Origin of the sequence: Flavipsychrobacter sp. (assembly GCA_041392855.1) — a bacterium.
Taxonomy (GTDB): Bacteria; Bacteroidota; Bacteroidia; order Chitinophagales; family Chitinophagaceae; genus UBA5543.
This window is the reverse complement of record JAWKLD010000001.1, coordinates 605,296-621,294: the sequence shown is the minus strand read 5'-3', so window position 1 is coordinate 621,294 and position 15,999 is coordinate 605,296. Positions and strand designations below refer to the sequence as shown.

The 15,999-nt window shown below is 36.9% G+C and carries 15 protein-coding genes and 1 other RNA gene; 1 reads left to right on the top strand and 15 read right to left on the bottom strand.

Going from position 1 to position 15,999, the window contains the following annotated elements; genetic code table 11:
* Position 1 precedes the first annotated feature (1 nt).
* From R2800_03075 to R2800_03015, 13 genes are all read right to left on the bottom strand, one after another.
* The gene (locus R2800_03075; GenBank protein MEZ5016006.1) at positions 2 to 769 is read right to left on the bottom strand and encodes an SDR family NAD(P)-dependent oxidoreductase; all 768 of its coding nucleotides are present in this window, start codon (positions 767 to 769) and stop codon (positions 2 to 4) included.
* A gap of 109 nt (positions 770 to 878) precedes the next feature.
* Positions 879 to 2,810: a PKD domain-containing protein gene (locus tag R2800_03070; GenBank protein ID MEZ5016005.1), complete on the bottom strand. Its 1,932-nt coding sequence runs from the start codon at positions 2,808 to 2,810 to the stop codon at positions 879 to 881.
* A gap of 10 nt (positions 2,811 to 2,820) precedes the next feature.
* Positions 2,821 to 3,633: an alpha/beta hydrolase gene (locus R2800_03065; protein MEZ5016004.1), complete on the bottom strand. Its 813-nt coding sequence runs from the start codon at positions 3,631 to 3,633 to the stop codon at positions 2,821 to 2,823.
* Positions 3,634 to 3,635: 2 nt separating this feature from the next.
* The gene (locus R2800_03060) at positions 3,636 to 4,790 is read right to left on the bottom strand and encodes a DUF4105 domain-containing protein (protein MEZ5016003.1); all 1,155 of its coding nucleotides are present in this window, start codon (positions 4,788 to 4,790) and stop codon (positions 3,636 to 3,638) included.
* Positions 4,791 to 4,858: 68 nt separating this feature from the next.
* The gene (locus R2800_03055) at positions 4,859 to 5,638 is read right to left on the bottom strand and encodes a succinate dehydrogenase/fumarate reductase iron-sulfur subunit (GenBank protein ID MEZ5016002.1); all 780 of its coding nucleotides are present in this window, start codon (positions 5,636 to 5,638) and stop codon (positions 4,859 to 4,861) included.
* A gap of 35 nt (positions 5,639 to 5,673) precedes the next feature.
* Positions 5,674 to 7,650, bottom strand: coding sequence for a fumarate reductase/succinate dehydrogenase flavoprotein subunit (locus R2800_03050; protein ID MEZ5016001.1), 1,977 nt, complete (start codon positions 7,648 to 7,650; stop codon positions 5,674 to 5,676).
* A gap of 31 nt (positions 7,651 to 7,681) precedes the next feature.
* Positions 7,682 to 8,344 (bottom strand): succinate dehydrogenase cytochrome b subunit, encoded by a 663-nt coding sequence (locus R2800_03045; GenBank protein MEZ5016000.1) that lies wholly within the window; start codon positions 8,342 to 8,344, stop codon positions 7,682 to 7,684.
* A 131-nt stretch (positions 8,345 to 8,475) separates the two neighbouring features.
* Positions 8,476 to 9,039 carry a hypothetical protein gene (locus R2800_03040; protein MEZ5015999.1) on the bottom strand — a complete coding sequence of 188 codons (564 nt, stop codon included), beginning with the start codon at positions 9,037 to 9,039 and terminating at the stop codon, positions 8,476 to 8,478.
* A gap of 3 nt (positions 9,040 to 9,042) precedes the next feature.
* Positions 9,043 to 9,363 (bottom strand): rhodanese-like domain-containing protein, encoded by a 321-nt coding sequence (locus tag R2800_03035; protein MEZ5015998.1) that lies wholly within the window; start codon positions 9,361 to 9,363, stop codon positions 9,043 to 9,045.
* Positions 9,364 to 9,375: 12 nt separating this feature from the next.
* On the bottom strand, positions 9,376 to 11,214 hold the full coding sequence (locus R2800_03030; GenBank protein ID MEZ5015997.1) for a T9SS type A sorting domain-containing protein: 1,839 nt from the start codon (positions 11,212 to 11,214) through the stop codon (positions 9,376 to 9,378).
* 46 nt (positions 11,215 to 11,260) lie between these two features.
* Positions 11,261 to 11,980 carry a PASTA domain-containing protein gene (locus tag R2800_03025; protein ID MEZ5015996.1) on the bottom strand — a complete coding sequence of 240 codons (720 nt, stop codon included), beginning with the start codon at positions 11,978 to 11,980 and terminating at the stop codon, positions 11,261 to 11,263.
* 68 nt (positions 11,981 to 12,048) lie between these two features.
* Positions 12,049 to 13,053 carry a D-alanine--D-alanine ligase gene (locus R2800_03020; protein ID MEZ5015995.1) on the bottom strand — a complete coding sequence of 335 codons (1,005 nt, stop codon included), beginning with the start codon at positions 13,051 to 13,053 and terminating at the stop codon, positions 12,049 to 12,051.
* A gap of 94 nt (positions 13,054 to 13,147) precedes the next feature.
* Complete coding sequence (locus R2800_03015) at positions 13,148 to 13,555, bottom strand: hypothetical protein (protein ID MEZ5015994.1); 408 nt, start codon at positions 13,553 to 13,555, stop codon at positions 13,148 to 13,150.
* A gap of 92 nt (positions 13,556 to 13,647) precedes the next feature.
* On the opposite strand from R2800_03015, the gene R2800_03010 reads away from it, so the two are divergent.
* Positions 13,648 to 15,051: a hypothetical protein gene (locus tag R2800_03010; protein ID MEZ5015993.1), complete on the top strand. Its 1,404-nt coding sequence runs from the start codon at positions 13,648 to 13,650 to the stop codon at positions 15,049 to 15,051.
* 75 nt (positions 15,052 to 15,126) lie between these two features.
* On the opposite strand, the gene fsa is transcribed toward R2800_03010, so the two are convergent.
* Both fsa and ffs read right to left on the bottom strand, forming a co-directional pair.
* On the bottom strand, positions 15,127 to 15,780 hold the full coding sequence (gene fsa, locus R2800_03005) for a fructose-6-phosphate aldolase (GenBank protein MEZ5015992.1): 654 nt from the start codon (positions 15,778 to 15,780) through the stop codon (positions 15,127 to 15,129).
* Between the two features lie 87 nt (positions 15,781 to 15,867).
* Positions 15,868 to 15,966, bottom strand: an RNA gene (gene ffs / locus R2800_03000) — signal recognition particle sRNA small type.
* Positions 15,967 to 15,999 lie beyond the last annotated feature (33 nt).

The following is a 15,999-nucleotide window of genomic DNA, read 5'->3' as shown; positions in this document are numbered from 1 at the left end:
TTTACTTTTCTGAATCTCTTATTGTATATACACCATTTGCTTGATTAAGACATGTAATGGTCAAATCGTTGATGCAAACATGTGCAGGAAGTGATGCGCAGTAAAAAGCAGCATCTGCAATATCCTTAGCCATCAATGGTTGTATATCATTATACACTTGATCTGCCTTCTCTTTATCTCCCTTAAATCTAACCAGTGAGAATTCAGTGTCAGCCATACCAGGATTTATCGCAGTTACCTTAATACTATAAGGCAGCAAGTCAATTCTCATGGCTTGGGTCAATGCATCTACCGCATGCTTGGTAGCACAATAGACATTGCCATTTTTATATACAAGCTTTCCAGCAGTTGAACCTATGTTAATTATATGTCCACTTTTTTGTTCCTTCATCAAGGGAACTACTTGGCGCGTAACATACAACAGTCCTTTAACATTAGTGTCTATCATCACATCCCAATCATCAATATCTCCTTCATCAACACCACCTAGACCTGCTGCTAAACCAGCATTATTTACCAATACATCTATTTTTCCTATCGTCTTTTTCAACTCGTCTATTGCTTGCTTTACCTCTTCTCTATTGCGAACATCAAACACAAAAGCACCCACCTTGACACCATAGTCTTTTTCTAAGGTTTCTTTCAAGTTATTTAACCGCTCCTCCCTTCTACCCGTAATACAAACATCGTAACCATTTTTTGCAAATAAAGTAGCTATCGCCTCTCCGAAGCCTGCGGTTGCTCCTGTTACTAATATTGTTTTATTCATACCTTATTAATCTTACAACAAAGATAACACCCTATGTTTGATAAACTATGAAACATAAAAATAGCGAAGCATTAAGGAACACTTCGCTAACATATCAACTACTTATGAATTATCTAATTAATGTTGCATCTCCTTTTACTGTTTGGTCTTTACCAAATCTATCTTGTATGCTCAACAACCAGAAATAAGTGCCTATTTCAGCCTTCTCTCCCTTATAATATCCGTCCCAACCTGCGTTGATCTTATCAGTAGAATATACTAACTCACCCCACCTGTTAAACACTCTAAAATAATTCAGTTTAGAATAACCTACATTTATTGGCCTCAACAAATCATTCAAGCCATCTCCATTGGGAGTAAATCCAGAGGGAACAAATAAAGAAGCCTGATTCACAACCCATACATTTATATCGTCCGTATCTTCACATCCTTCATTACTTTTTATAAACACGGTATAGTTGTATCTTCCTGTATCTGGATAGGCACCTCTTGGATTCCTAATATTTACAAAATTCAAATTATCACCAGGTGTCCATAAATACTGGTCGCCTCCGCTGGCAACAAAGTTTATTGACTCTCCTTTTACTATAATAGTATCATTACCTGCAAAAGGTACAAACTCATCTATGGTTACATTTTGGGTTATAGTATCCATACAACCTCGAATAGTTTTGGATATGAGCTGAACGGGATAAGTACCTCCTACTTGGTAAGCATGCTTAGGATTTGGCAATGTCGAGAAATTGCCATCACCAAAACTCCAGTTCCAATCTGTAATAGGTTTAAATGTAGCATCAGATAAGTCCATAAAATCTATATCAGCTTTAGGACACAACAACCCGTCAAAACTAAAATCTGCTTTAAAACTAGGATATACTTTTACAAAACGAGAAATACTATCAGGACAGGTACTATTCGCATTTACCGTCAGCTTAACAGTATACGTACCCGTATCTGGATAAACAAATATTGGCTGAAATTCGGTAGAAGTAGCACCTGGTACTCCAAAATCCCACAAATAGGAAAAGCCTCCAATGCTCTTATTGAGAAATAAAACTTCCCTGGATTTACACTCTACTATGTAAGTATTTATTTCATCGGATAATTGGGGTATATCCGCTACAACAGCTTTTGAGCAATTTGTTACTTCAAACTGAAATTCCCTTCTTGTTGTATTTATCCTTACCCCGTTCCTCCATTCGTGACAACAAACGGTAACTATAAACCTACCTTGAACATTTGGAGTACCAGTAATCATGCCTGTTACTGGGTTAATCTGCACTACAGGATTCCCTCCCATAGGTCTGGTAGCTGAGAAACCTGCCGTATAACCTGGTGCAAAACTTATAGGAGAAGGCAAGAAAGGACTTGGCAAGGGTTTTGCATCTCTTAATGCACCGCCAGGGTAAGTATCACAAAACTCATATGACAAGGAGTCTCCATCAGTATCTGTAGCCGAATGATCGTATACTAATGGATTATTGATACAAATTATTTGAGGAGGAAAGTTTTTAAATACAGCACTACTGTTACAAGGAGCTTCATCAAAGGGAGGAATGGTACAAAAGTAGGTACCTCCTGTACTATTGGGTGAGTTGATATTCAATATTGAAGCATTTCTACAACACCTTACGTAGACAATCCTGTACCCTTCTGCACTAGGTGCTAAAGTGTATACTTTAGAAAAGGTCACCTTACGCAAGCAAATCGGAGGAGGATTATTAATACACGAGTTCTTAAAATTTGGCGGTACTAAAACTGCTTCTACTCTACCGGTCAAATCATTCTGCCCTATACTATCAATTCCACTGTTAGCAATATTACCACTTAAGTCGAAAATGCCTATATAGGCTGGTACATCTTCTGCTATAGCATTAGCTTGTCCTCTAAGACAATCTTGATAAATAACTAAATTGATCCTATACCTATTGTTACCCAAACACTCATAAGTAAAATCGGCTCCTACCATATGACTTGCTGAGGCTAAATGCGTAACACCTAGCGTAACAAATAATAATAATAGTAACCCCTTCAACCTCATGAAATAATAATTATTGGTAACAATACTCTAAAAAAGCAGATAGGTCTTTATATAGTTCGTCTTCCTTTTCCACCATGCACATGTGCGCGCAGTCTTGGTATAGGCTTACAAAGTTAACGTTTGCAGAGATACAATGTTGCATCGTGTTTTTTGACGGTGTTACCATATCGTCCACACCCATAACCCATTGTATCGGGAAAGCTTTATTCAGCAATATATCCGACCTATCTGAGCGTTTTATCATGGCATTGTAAAAAGCTATCAAACTCTCTGCTTTTATGTTTAATGCCTTATCAATTTGCGCATTTATCAACGCCTCATTATTTACAACAAAGACCTTAGAGAATAAGTTTACCACCATTTGCTTCACAAATATCTCTTTACCTCCTTTTTCAATGATCGCAATAGCCTTTTTCCTATTACTTAGCTTTTCTCCTGTGTCTTGCGACGCCGTAGAATGAACCATTGACATCCCTTGCAATCTATCCTCAAAAAACTCAGCAAAAGCTAATGCTACATATCCTCCCATAGAATGGCCTACAATAACCGCTGTTTCCACATCTTCATTGGCTAAAACATCATAAATACACGTTGCCATAGATTCCATACTAAGCTCACCTAAAGCTGCAATGCTATTTCCTACACCAGGTAAGTCAATAGCTAATAAGGTGTATTTATCTTCTAACTTATCCATAACACCAAACCATATACTTGCATCTTCAGGAAAACCATGTATAAAAAGCACAGCTTGCCCCTTACCTTGCTTATAATATGCTAGGTTATTACAATACTTGGAAGATATCTTGATTAGACTTCTAGACAATATTATTTTCTATTTTTCCTAATGATAGAACCGTATATAAACACCAAGCTTAAAAGAAGCGGAGAAAATTCCAATAATGCCATCTTCTGTATACCTACCACATGTAATAATAGTGACATTATTAACAACCCAATCGCTAGATACGCATACTTGTTTTTACCTCTTTTAGTTTGAAATGCTAACAACAAGTTAGTTGGTAGTGCCCAAAGTATATTATAGTTATACTGACAAGCCTGATGATCTGTTGCCAACCACATCAACAACATGATGCAACCCAATGCACCTGAAACAAACAATAATAAAAAGCTCATAATATTTCCTAAGGTAGACATTGAACCTATAGACAGGCCTAGCATTGTTAAGGATAGTAACCCTATTACTAATATAAATGGCCAGTTCACTCCCACAGGCTCCATTCCACCACCCTTCAAAACCAACTCTGTCTTAGAAGTTATTTTTTCACCATGTACTCTTGCTCCAGCAAGAGCATTTCTCAAATAATCTGGCAGATACATAATCCCCCTATTAGTCATAATACTATCTGTAGGACTACCCAATAGCAGGTTAACACCAAAACGTTCCCAATGCTTACTATAAAAATATTGGTTCATTATATCTCTATAGCTCATTTGCTGACCATCTGGCAACGCATTCCCCCATTCAAAACTATTCCCTAAGGACTCTTCAAAGACATCTCTTAACCTTGTGGCGCAATTATCAAAAAAGAAATCATACTTATAGTACTTATTCTCCTCTCTTGCATTCCAGTTTAAATAAGCGTAGATCTCCTCTTTATCATTATCACCAATATTAAGCACTTGCTCTTCCACACTCCTGTTTGCATATACATACTCCTGTATAAAACCTTGATAGGTATTAATGTTAACGTAGTAAAGCAACTTTCCTCTTACAAATTGAGGTATAAAATCAGGTCCGAAATTAAATGTACCATAGTTATACACGTAATCAATACCATGAGTGCTGTCAATGACACGTATTGCAGCATGACCAAACACTTCCCAAACCTCTCCAAAACCAGGGCCACATGTAAGAAGGCTAACACGTAAACCACTACTTTGTCGCTCTACAATGGAGTCTTGCTGTGCCATCAAAGGCATTGAAAGCAGTAAACAATAAATAACTAAACGTAATCTCATCAACATAATAGCAAAATAACAAAAGGCTGCCTGAATAGGCAGCCTTCAATTGTATTATTTTATAATTATTATCTAAGTGAATTTTCAGCACCACCGTCGAGCATAGCAGATATATATTCTCTATTTAATCTTGCTATGTTCTCTATTGAAATACCCTTAGGGCATTCAGCCTCACATGCGCCAATATTAGTACAGCCACCAAAGCCTTCTTTATCCATTTGTTGTACCATATCCACAACACGGTTTTTACGCTCCGGATCTCCTTGCGGCAACATAGCCAAATGAGATACTTTTGCTGAAGTGAAAAGCATTGCCGAAGCATTAGGACATGCTGCCACACAAGCACCACAACCAATACATGCCGCAGAAGCAAATGCTTCATCCGCCATATGTTTTTCTATAGGCAATGCATTGGCATCAACAGCATTACCTGTATTAACTGAGATATAACCTCCTGCTTGTATAATACGGTCAAGCCCTGTACGGTCAACTACCAAGTCCTTAATTACAGGAAAGCCATCAGCACGGAAAGGCTCAACAACAATGGTATCACCATCCTTATACTCTCTCATGTGCAGCTGACAAGTAGTATTTTTAGACCAAGGACCATGTGCACGGCCATTGATATGCATACTACACATACCACATATACCCTCACGACAATCGTGGTCGAAAGCGATAGGTTCTTTACCTTCAGAAACTAATTGTTCATTCAATACATCAAACATCTCTAAGAAAGACATCTCAGAAGAAATATCCTTAACCTGATGTGTTTCGAAACTACCTTTCTCTTTGTTGTTTCTTTGACGCCATACTTTCAACGTCAAATTCATATTGTAATGTTCCATATTATCTAGAACTTTTTATCCTGTTAATAACTTAATTACTTATAACTACGTTGAGTCGGCTTCACAACTTCATAGTCTAAAGACTCTTTATGTAACTCAAAATTGCTCTCTCCTTTATACTCCCATGCGGCTACATACATATATTCCTCATCGCGACGTAGTGCCTCACCTTCTTCTGTTTGATATTCTTCACGGAAATGACCTCCACAACTTTCATTTCTGTTCAAAGCATCTTGGCACATTAGTTCACCTAGCTCTAGGAAATCAGCAACACGGCCTGCTTTATCCAATTCCGGATTAAACTCATCGTTAGAACCAGGAACAAATACATTGCTCCAGAATTCTTTACGCAGTGCTTTTATTTCTTCTATAGCCTCTTTCAGGTCTTTCTCATTACGGGCCATACCACATTTATTCCACATGATTTTACCTAAACGTTTGTGGAAACTCTCTACACTTTCTTTACCCTTAATGCTCAACAATTTATCAATGCGCTCCTTAACTGACTTTTCAGCTTCTACAAAAGCCTCATGGTCAGTAGAAATAGCTTTGGTACGTATTTCGTTGGCTAGGTAGTTACCTAATGTATAAGGAATAACAAAATAACCATCAGCAAGACCTTGCATTAATGCAGATGCACCAAGGCGGTTAGCACCGTGGTCGCTAAAGTTAGCCTCACCCAATGCATATAGCCCTTCAACTGTCGTCATCAACTCATAGTCTACCCATAGCCCACCCATTGTGTAGTGAACCGCAGGGTAAATACGCATAGGTACCTCGTATGGGTTTTCACCTGTTATCTTTTCATACATTTCGAAAAGATTACCATACTTGGCTTCTACTACACCTTTACCTAATTCTTGTATTTTATCTGCACTAGCGTTATGTAGCCCTAGCTTGTTGGCTTCACTCTTACCATATCTTTCAATAGCTGAAGAGTAATCTAGATATACGGCTTGCTTAGTAGTACCTACCCCATAACCAGCATCACAACGCTCTTTAGCAGCACGGCTAGCAACATCACGTGGTACAAGGTTACCAAATGCAGGATATCTTCTTTCTAAGTAGTAATCTCTTTCTTCTTCAGGAATATCGTTTGCTTTACGATTATCGTCTTTTTTCTTAGGCACCCATATACGACCATCATTTCTTAGAGACTCTGACATAAGAGTCAACTTAGACTGGTGGTCACCACTTACAGGAATACAAGTTGGGTGAATTTGTGTATAACAAGGGTTTCCGAAATAAGCACCTTTTTTGTGTGCCTTCCAAGCAGCAGTTACGTTGCTACCCATTGCATTGGTAGATAGATAGAAAACATTACCATAACCACCAGTACATAATAGCACCGCATGACCGAAGTGACGTTCTAACTCACCAGTAACTAAGTTACGAGCTATAATACCACGCGCCTTACCGTCAACCTTTACTACTTCCAACATCTCATGGCGAGAATATTGAACCACATTACCTAAAGCCACCTGACGCTCTAACCCTTGATAAGCTCCTATCAATAACTGTTGTCCAGTTTGACCAGCTGCATAGAAGGTACGTTGTACCTGTACACCACCAAATGAACGGTTGCTAAGCAAACCACCATACTCACGAGCAAAAGGAACACCTTGTGCTACACACTGATCTATAATATTAGCACTAACCTCTGCCAATCTATGCACGTTACCTTCTCTCGCTCTATAATCACCACCTTTTACAGTATCATAAAATAGACGATAAGTACTATCACCATCATTTTGATAGTTCTTTGCTGCATTTATACCTCCTTGTGCCGCAATAGAGTGTGCACGACGAGGACTATCTTGGAAACAAAATGCTTTTACTTTATACCCCATTTCACCAAGCGAGGCTGCTGCAGATGCACCAGCAAGACCAGTTCCCACAACAATAACCTCTAGGTTACGCTTATTTGCAGGGTTAACTAACTTACAAGTTGATTTATATGTAGTCCATTTAGCATCTAATGGGCCTTGAGGTATTTTTGAATTAAGTGCCATATTCAGAAAAAGAATAATTAATTAATATATTTTAGGATACCCAACCAAAGTAAAATGATAACGGCATCATTATAAATATGAACGGTATAATGATAGAAAAACCTACCCCTACCGTTTTAATTATTTGTTTGTATTTATTAGTAGCTAAGCCTAATGTTTGAAAAGCACTAAAAAATCCATGAACAAGGTGCCAAGCTAATGCAATACAACCCAATATGTAAATAATAACTACAACAGGATTTTGGAAGGCCATATGCATCTTTTCAAAAAGATCTAACTCTCCATTACCTGATATTTGAGAAATCCTGTTAGGCGCCCAGAATGCAGAAGTATGTAATACTAAGAATATAAGCAACAAGCTACCCAATATACCCATAGAGCGGCTATACCACTTACTAGTAGCATTACCTGCACTAACTGCATAACGAGAGCTACGTTTTTTTCTATTCTTCATCCACAACTGCAAGCCTTGTACAATGTGTAGAATCAAGAAGCCAAATAAGCCAACCTCAGCAATATGAATAATCATATTTGTACCCATGAAATGAGCTGCTTCTTCAAAAGCCTCTTTACTAACCCAAATGAGGGAGTTAATATAACAATGGACTACTAGGAATACTACGAGAAAAAGCCCAGTAAGTGCCATTTGAATCTTTTTACCTACCGAGGTGCTGAAATAATTGCTCCAGGACATAAACTTCTACTGAATTTGTGTAATAGAATTGTAATTCCACAAAGATAGCGCTGTAATAATTAAATCACAATCGATTTTTATACACTTATCAACTATGACAGGGTTGTAAGGCAGAACAAGTATAGAAAAAATCAATATTCTAAACGTAGAATACCATTATCTACAAGTTGAAAGAAATGTTGTGGCTGAAAGGTTCGCCAGTTGTCACATTCGAAAAATCTCAAATATTTAGAAATGCTCGATTGTTCAAAATCATATCTTGTATGCTCAGGCATATTAACAGGAACTATCCATCCACCTTCGTCTTTTATATCATCATACCATTCCTCATAATAATCTGCTTCTCCCCCATGATAGTTCATTACATTTTCTGTAACCAACATGTATTTATAGATGCCTTGCGCAATCATTACGTCTATTACAGTTCGCTTTAGCTGCATTACATCATTCTCTACAGCATCATTCCACTCACCAATAAGTTCTATTATGGCAAAATTCAACTCGTAATCGACATACAAAACCTTTATATATAAAGTGCGCGATCCGAACTCATCCCATTGTGGGTGTATATAATAATTGTAAACAGTATTAGAAAATTCAAATTCACTATGCTCCACTCCGTAAAATGGAGACAATTCATCATCTTCCGATGTATATAAATGTCTCCAATTATAATATGGCTCTATCTCGTGCATTTATTATCCCAACTTAGTATTACCATACTTTTCTTGCCACGCAAGAGCACCTCCTGTAACATTCACCAAATTTGTAAAACCAGCTTGTTCTAAAACCATACAAGCTTGCATACTTCTTTTACCTGAACGACAATGAATGATCACCTCTTCTTCCTTTAAGTCTTCAATCTCATCTATCATCATGTTCATTATATTACCTAACGGTATTAGCTGAGCTCCAATATTATATTCATTGTATTCTTCAAGCTCTCTTACATCTAATACGTGTAAATTTTCACCATTATCAACTCTTTGCTTTAACGCTTCTACTGTTATCTCTTTCATTATATTATTTAATTAAATCTTTATCAACTTTTGAGGCTGTTCTGGTTCAAGACCTTCAATTGTAATATGTACAAAGTACATACCCGAATGCAAGCCTCCAATTTGAATTTTACCATCAGACCTCAGCACTCCTCTCATCATTACCCTACCTTGAACATCTACGATCTCATAATGCTTTTCCCTATCGCTATTAACTTTTACCGTAACAATATCAGTAGCGGGATTTGGAGTCAAAGACCAGTTACCACCTTTTGTTTCGCCAGTATTAGCTACAGCCGAAGGGAAAACAGTGCCAAATACCGGCCTTATCATCAATGCTCCAGTGATGTTAGACGACTGCCAAGTATTAAGAACATTATAGTATAAATGATTAGCACCAACCCTATTCACATCCACACCAAAATATAGGCTATCACTACTACTTAATGCAGGTTGTATAGTACCTATGTAAAAAGTTCCCGCAGGTAATGGTACAGGCTTATTAAACTTATATGTCCACATATGGTTCACTACAGAATAAACAGGATTCAAAAAATCTTCTTGAAAAATAAGCTTCTCTGTACCTCCATTAAATGCGATATCACTATAAACTGCCACTGAAAAATACTTATTAGTAGCTAAAGGCAGCTGCCTACCAAAATATATAGATATGCCATTTAGCGTATCAGGTTCGTTTAAATGATATTCGATTGCAGTTTTACCAGGTAATGTCGGAAACTGATTTAAGAAATAGCTTTTCTCAGCAGTACCGTCATCATATGCTAAATAATTATGAAAAATCTGATTATGTACTATAGTATCATTTTCCTTTCTATCATTAGCAGAAACTGATTCTATATAATATTTATTCTCAAAGATAGAAGGATGATTCTTTTGAGGTGCTGCCGGCAAAGTTGTATAGTTTGTAAAAGAAACCGTAGAAGTGTTATTAGCGCTAAGGGCAAGATTGTTACCTGTATTACTAGATAGGTTACTATTAGAAATCACTTCTTTTGCTACAAGGTTGTGATTAACATTATTACCTGTAGTTCCGTTATTACGTATGTAAGCTTCCATGTTTACCGCCCTTTCTGTGTTAGCATCTGCTTTATACTGATGAAAAGGCATAGAGGTATAGTCACTTAAAAATGAAGTAGGCTGAATAGTATATGCTACATCATTTATTGCAGTATCATTAATTCCTCTATTGGCATCTAGTTTTATGTAGTCTACATTCCATACATCATCATTCAATACCATTGTAGCTTTATTCACAAACCTGATCTGAAAACCGTCATGAAAATAATTGGAGTCTGTTACGGGCAATATCACCTGCTTAAATGGTTGCAGAGTATTACCAGGCGTAGACCATACCAAAGTCCATGCATTAGTAGTACGCATAAACAGCATTAGAGAATCCTCGGGTTCAGGGTAAAAGCCATTCCCCTGGGGCTGATAAAAAAAGCTCAAATAAATACTATCAGAAGGTACATGGGTAGATAAGTCTATTCTTTGAGAAGTTAAGCTATCAGCATATTTAGAATTGCTATTAACAGCTTCATATGGCAAACCGAACTGATTAAGTGCATCAAAAGTTGCAACTCCACGACTAATGGGATTAACACACATTGTATTATTAATATACACTTTATTGTCTACCCACTTAGCTTCATCAGGTTTAACACTATAGGTTGTAAAATCTTCAAAAAACGGCAACGAAATGGCAGTGGTTTTTCTTGCCTTTTTATCAGTCTTATCTACAACATCAACTACAGGATTATCTTTTAATGGCAATAGATACTCTTGTGCACACAATTTACCAGTGTGCATAACAAGTAATGTGACAATAAATGCGACAGGAAGCTTTAACATATTTTACTTTTTACCTTTTACAACACATATTCCTAAAATTTATTGTCTATAACCCATCATCGAAGGTTCCTTGTTTTACCCTTATATCAATGATATCGCCTTCTTTAATTCTATTATGTTCTTTAAACTGATTTAGTGCCTTAGGGTATTGATCATAAACTTGAGCCATGGCTGAATCTGTAATAGCACCTTCCCATACTACATGAAAAGCTAAACCATTTGCGCTAAGTACGGCAACAGCTTCCATATATGACATACCTATAGTATTGGGCACATCAAACTCCGTATTACCCAACCCATCACCAATAACCAGATCTATCTTACTTCCAAGTGGAATCATTCTACCTACAGATACAGGCTTCCCTTCATATCTTTGCTCTAAGATTGCTCCTTTTGCTATATCCGGGATGTATGTAGTGTCACCCAAACGTAGTTTGTTGCTTCTCAAAACCATTTCGGCGCTCCTGAAAGAGAGATTTAATAAATTGGGCATTGGAGCAAGTGGTGCTTGGGCTTTATTAACCGTAATAAATATAGTTCTCCCGCGCTTCACTATTGAACCAGTATCCGGTTTTTGAGATAATACAATGTTCGATTTTTTCTTTAACTCAAACACAGAATCCACATCAACGAGAAAACCCTGTTTTTCTATTTCTAATACTGCCGTATTAAGATCGCGACCTATTACGTTAGGTATCTTTACCTCTTCACCATGATTGGTTATGCGGCTTAGGCTTGCAAAAAAGACAATATAAATTGTTGCCATTAATAGAATAATAGCCAACAGGTTGAACAATATTGTCTTCCTATATTTCTTCTGCAATAAAGCCATAACTATACCAACTCAGTTTTCTCCATTAAACAGTCCTCAATAAGTTCCCCATAAAACTCCCTAAGTGTTTTGCCAGAAGCATGTACCTGCTGAGGAACTATACTTGCTTCACTTTGTCCAGGCATTGTATTCACTTCTAAGAAATAAAGCTTATTGGTACCTTTTTGCAGTATATAATCTATACGTACAATACTTCTACAATTCAAATGTCTATATATATATTCAGACTTGTTTTTCAACTGTTCTAAAACATCATCGTCTATGGGAGCTGGCGTTATTTCATTTGTTACCCCAGGTGTATACTTTGCTTCATAATCAAAAAACTCATTCTTACTCACTATCTCTGTTGGTGGTAATGTGTGTAAATGATTACCAATTCTATATACACCGATCGTTACTTCTCGTCCTTCTATATACTCTTCAATTAGCACTTGATTATCTTCCTTAAAAGCATTTTCTATGGCTGGCAACAACTCTTCCACATTTTTAACCTTACTAACACCTAAACTGGAACCACTCTCATTAGGCTTAACAAACATAGGTAGTTTTAGTTTCTCTAGAATATTGCCTACAGAATATGGTTCATTTTTGATTAGATGTACCGAGTTTGCAATATTTACAATATTGAAAGCATCTACTACCTTATTACAATAGCTTTTATTAAATGTTACTGCAGAAACAATAGCATTACAAGAAGTATATGGCAGCCCTATCATATCTAGATAGCCCTGCATGCGCCCATCTTCTCCAGGTGTGCCATGTATAGCTAAGAAAGCTGCATCGAATACAATCTTCTCATTATTAAGCTTAATCGTAAAATCATTTTTATCTACAGACACCTTATCACCTATGGTAGTTTCATACCACCAGTCATTTTTATCTACAATTATCTTATATACATTGTATTTCTCAGCATCCAAGTGCTTTGTAATAGTTTCAGCTGTTTCTAGCGAAATCACAAATTCACCGGAATAACCACCAGCAATTAGTGCAATATTCTTCTTCATTTAATTATAAAAGGTTGTATCCAAAGGTAATAGAAAAAAAATGTAAGAAATAAAGGTTTCGGAAAAATAGCCCGCTCTACTTGTTAAGGTTTTATCAACGTCTTAGCTTCACAGGTATCACAAGCTTCAAGCCCGACCATATATTATCAATAGCGCATACTTTCACATCTACAAGCCCAATACTCAACGCAAATTCCCTTATCAAGTCTTCGCTGATATCAGTATCTACCTTTGAAGCCTTTTTCGGCCATGACACCCATATCATACCGTTCTGAACGATGTCCTTCCTCAATTGAGGTAATAAGCATTCCAATTCAACCCAAGATTTCGAAAAAACATGTATAAAATCCTTTAACTCATTTTCCTCACACTTAATATCTACGGGAAAATTATCAAATAGATCATAATAGTTATCAGGTATGCCAATCAACTTAATATTATGCCCCTCCTTGATACCCAACTTTTTAGCTAAAGGTGTTCCAGAATACCCTGCACTACTCATATAATTAACTTTTAGAATACAAATGCTAAGAAACGTTTCTTATTTTTGCCCCCCAATTATACTATAATATACATAACTAAATAAGCATACTAATGACTGTAGATAAAATAAAGTTTGGAACTGATGGCTGGCGTGCTATAATCGCAAAAGATTATACGACCTATAACGTAGGCCGCGTATCTAAAGCTTTGGCTGATTGGCTTTTACAAAAAAAGGAAACACCTATTGTCGTTCTTGGCCATGACACTAGATTTGGCGGTCCTTTGTTCTGCGAAACAGTAGTAAATGTATTATGTAATAATGGGGTTAAAGTAATAATGGCACAAGGGTTTGTTAGTACTCCTATGTTATCATTTGGTGTATATAAACTAAATGCAGACCAAGGTGTTGTTATAACAGCATCCCACAACCCTCCTACCTATAATGGATTTAAGCTAAAGGGAGCTCATGGTGGACCTTCCAACCCTGAAGATGTTGCTGAAGTTGAGGAGTTGATTCCAGATACTGTCAATATTCCACAATTACCATTACAACATTGGGAAGAAAGTGGTTTATTAGAATACGCAGATCTTGAGGCGCTATATGTAACATACCTTAAAGAGAAGTTTGACTTTGAAGCTTTAAAAAAATCACCTTTCAAACTTGGATATGATGCTATGTATGGTGCAGGTCAAAATGCTGTAAAGCAACTTTTACCTGAAGCCACACTTTTACACTGCGAAAGCAATCCAGGTTTTAACGGACAAGCACCGGAACCTTTAGACAAAAACTTACAAGAATTATCTAAAACCATAGCTACAACTCCTGAACTAAAAATGGGGCTAGCTACTGATGGTGACGCTGACCGTATTGGCCTTTTTGATGAAGATGGGAATTTTGTTGATGCACACCATATCATTTTATTACTAATACATTACCTGCATAAATATAAGGGGCTAAGTGGTAAAGTTGTTGTTGCTTTTTCTGTTACTGATAGAGTCAAAAAGATGTGTGAGTTATACAACTTGCCATACGAAGTGACTAAAATTGGCTTCAAGTACATAAGTAAAATAATGATAGATGAAGATGTACTTGTTGGCGGTGAAGAAAGTGGAGGTATCGCGGTTAAAGGACATATACCTGAAAGAGATGGTATTTATGATGGTTTAATGCTTTACCAGTTCATGGCAGAAACAGGAAAAACTCTTAAAGAGCTTTGCAACGAAGTTTATGATATTGTCGGTCGCTTTGTATACGAAAGAAACGACCTACATATAGACAATGCTGTAAAGGTTTCCATAATCAATAAAGCAATAAACGGCGAGTACACTAAGTTTGGTAAATATACCTTTAACCGAACAGAAGATATTGATGGGATGAAATATCATCTAGACAATGGAGGCTGGATCATGTTGCGTGCTTCTGGTACAGAACCTGTATTACGTGTTTATGCTGAAGGGAACTCTAAAGAAGAAACTTTAGACATCCTTGAAAATGTAAAACAAGAAATACTATAATCTAAAAAAAACATTTCAATAAAAAGGGTCTGTAGCTAGCTACAGACCCTTTTACATATAAATATGACAATCTATTTATTTCATAGATTGAGCATCTTCTAAAAACTTCTTAAGACCGATATCTGTAAGAGGATGCTTTAAAAGACCTAGCATAGGCTCTAAAGGACAAGTACAAACATCAGCACCAACCTCTGCACAACGAACTATATGTAAAGGATTACGAATAGAAGCTGCAAGTACTTCTGTCATATAACCTTGAGCGTTGTATATATCTACTATTTGCTCTATTAAATCAATACCATCCCAGTTACTATCATCAATACGACCGATAAATGGAGAAACAAAAGTAGCGCCCGCTTTTGCCGCTAATATAGCTTGACCTGCAGAAAAAACAAGAGTACAGTTAGTTTTTATGCCATTATCAGTAAACCATTTAATAGCTTTGATACCTTCTTTTATCATCGGCACTTTTACTACTATATTTTCATGAAGAGCAGCAAGCTTCTTACCTTCTTCTACTATTCCATCAAAATCTGTACTTAACACTTCAGCACTTACTGGCCCATCAACGATCTCACAAATCTTTTTGTAGTGAGCAATAATGGCCTCTTCACCACGAATGCCTTCTTTTGCCATCAAACTAGGATTAGTGGTTACACCGTCTAACACTCCTAGGTCATTAGCTTCTTTGATCGTATCCAAGTTAGCTGTATCTATAAAAAATTTCATTTGGGATAAATATTTTGGTCAAAAATAATTTAAAAATCCAATTGAATAAGGGGACAGAAAGATATTGTGGAAAACTCCTAAAAAAAGTCCTGGCAAGTTACTTACATCGCGCCGCTACGACCACCTACCCTTGCTACATTCCTGTCCTGGGGGATTCAGTAGGAGCTGGCCGTATAAGACTTGCCAGGGCGGCAAAGGTAGTAAAATTTAGTTCACAGA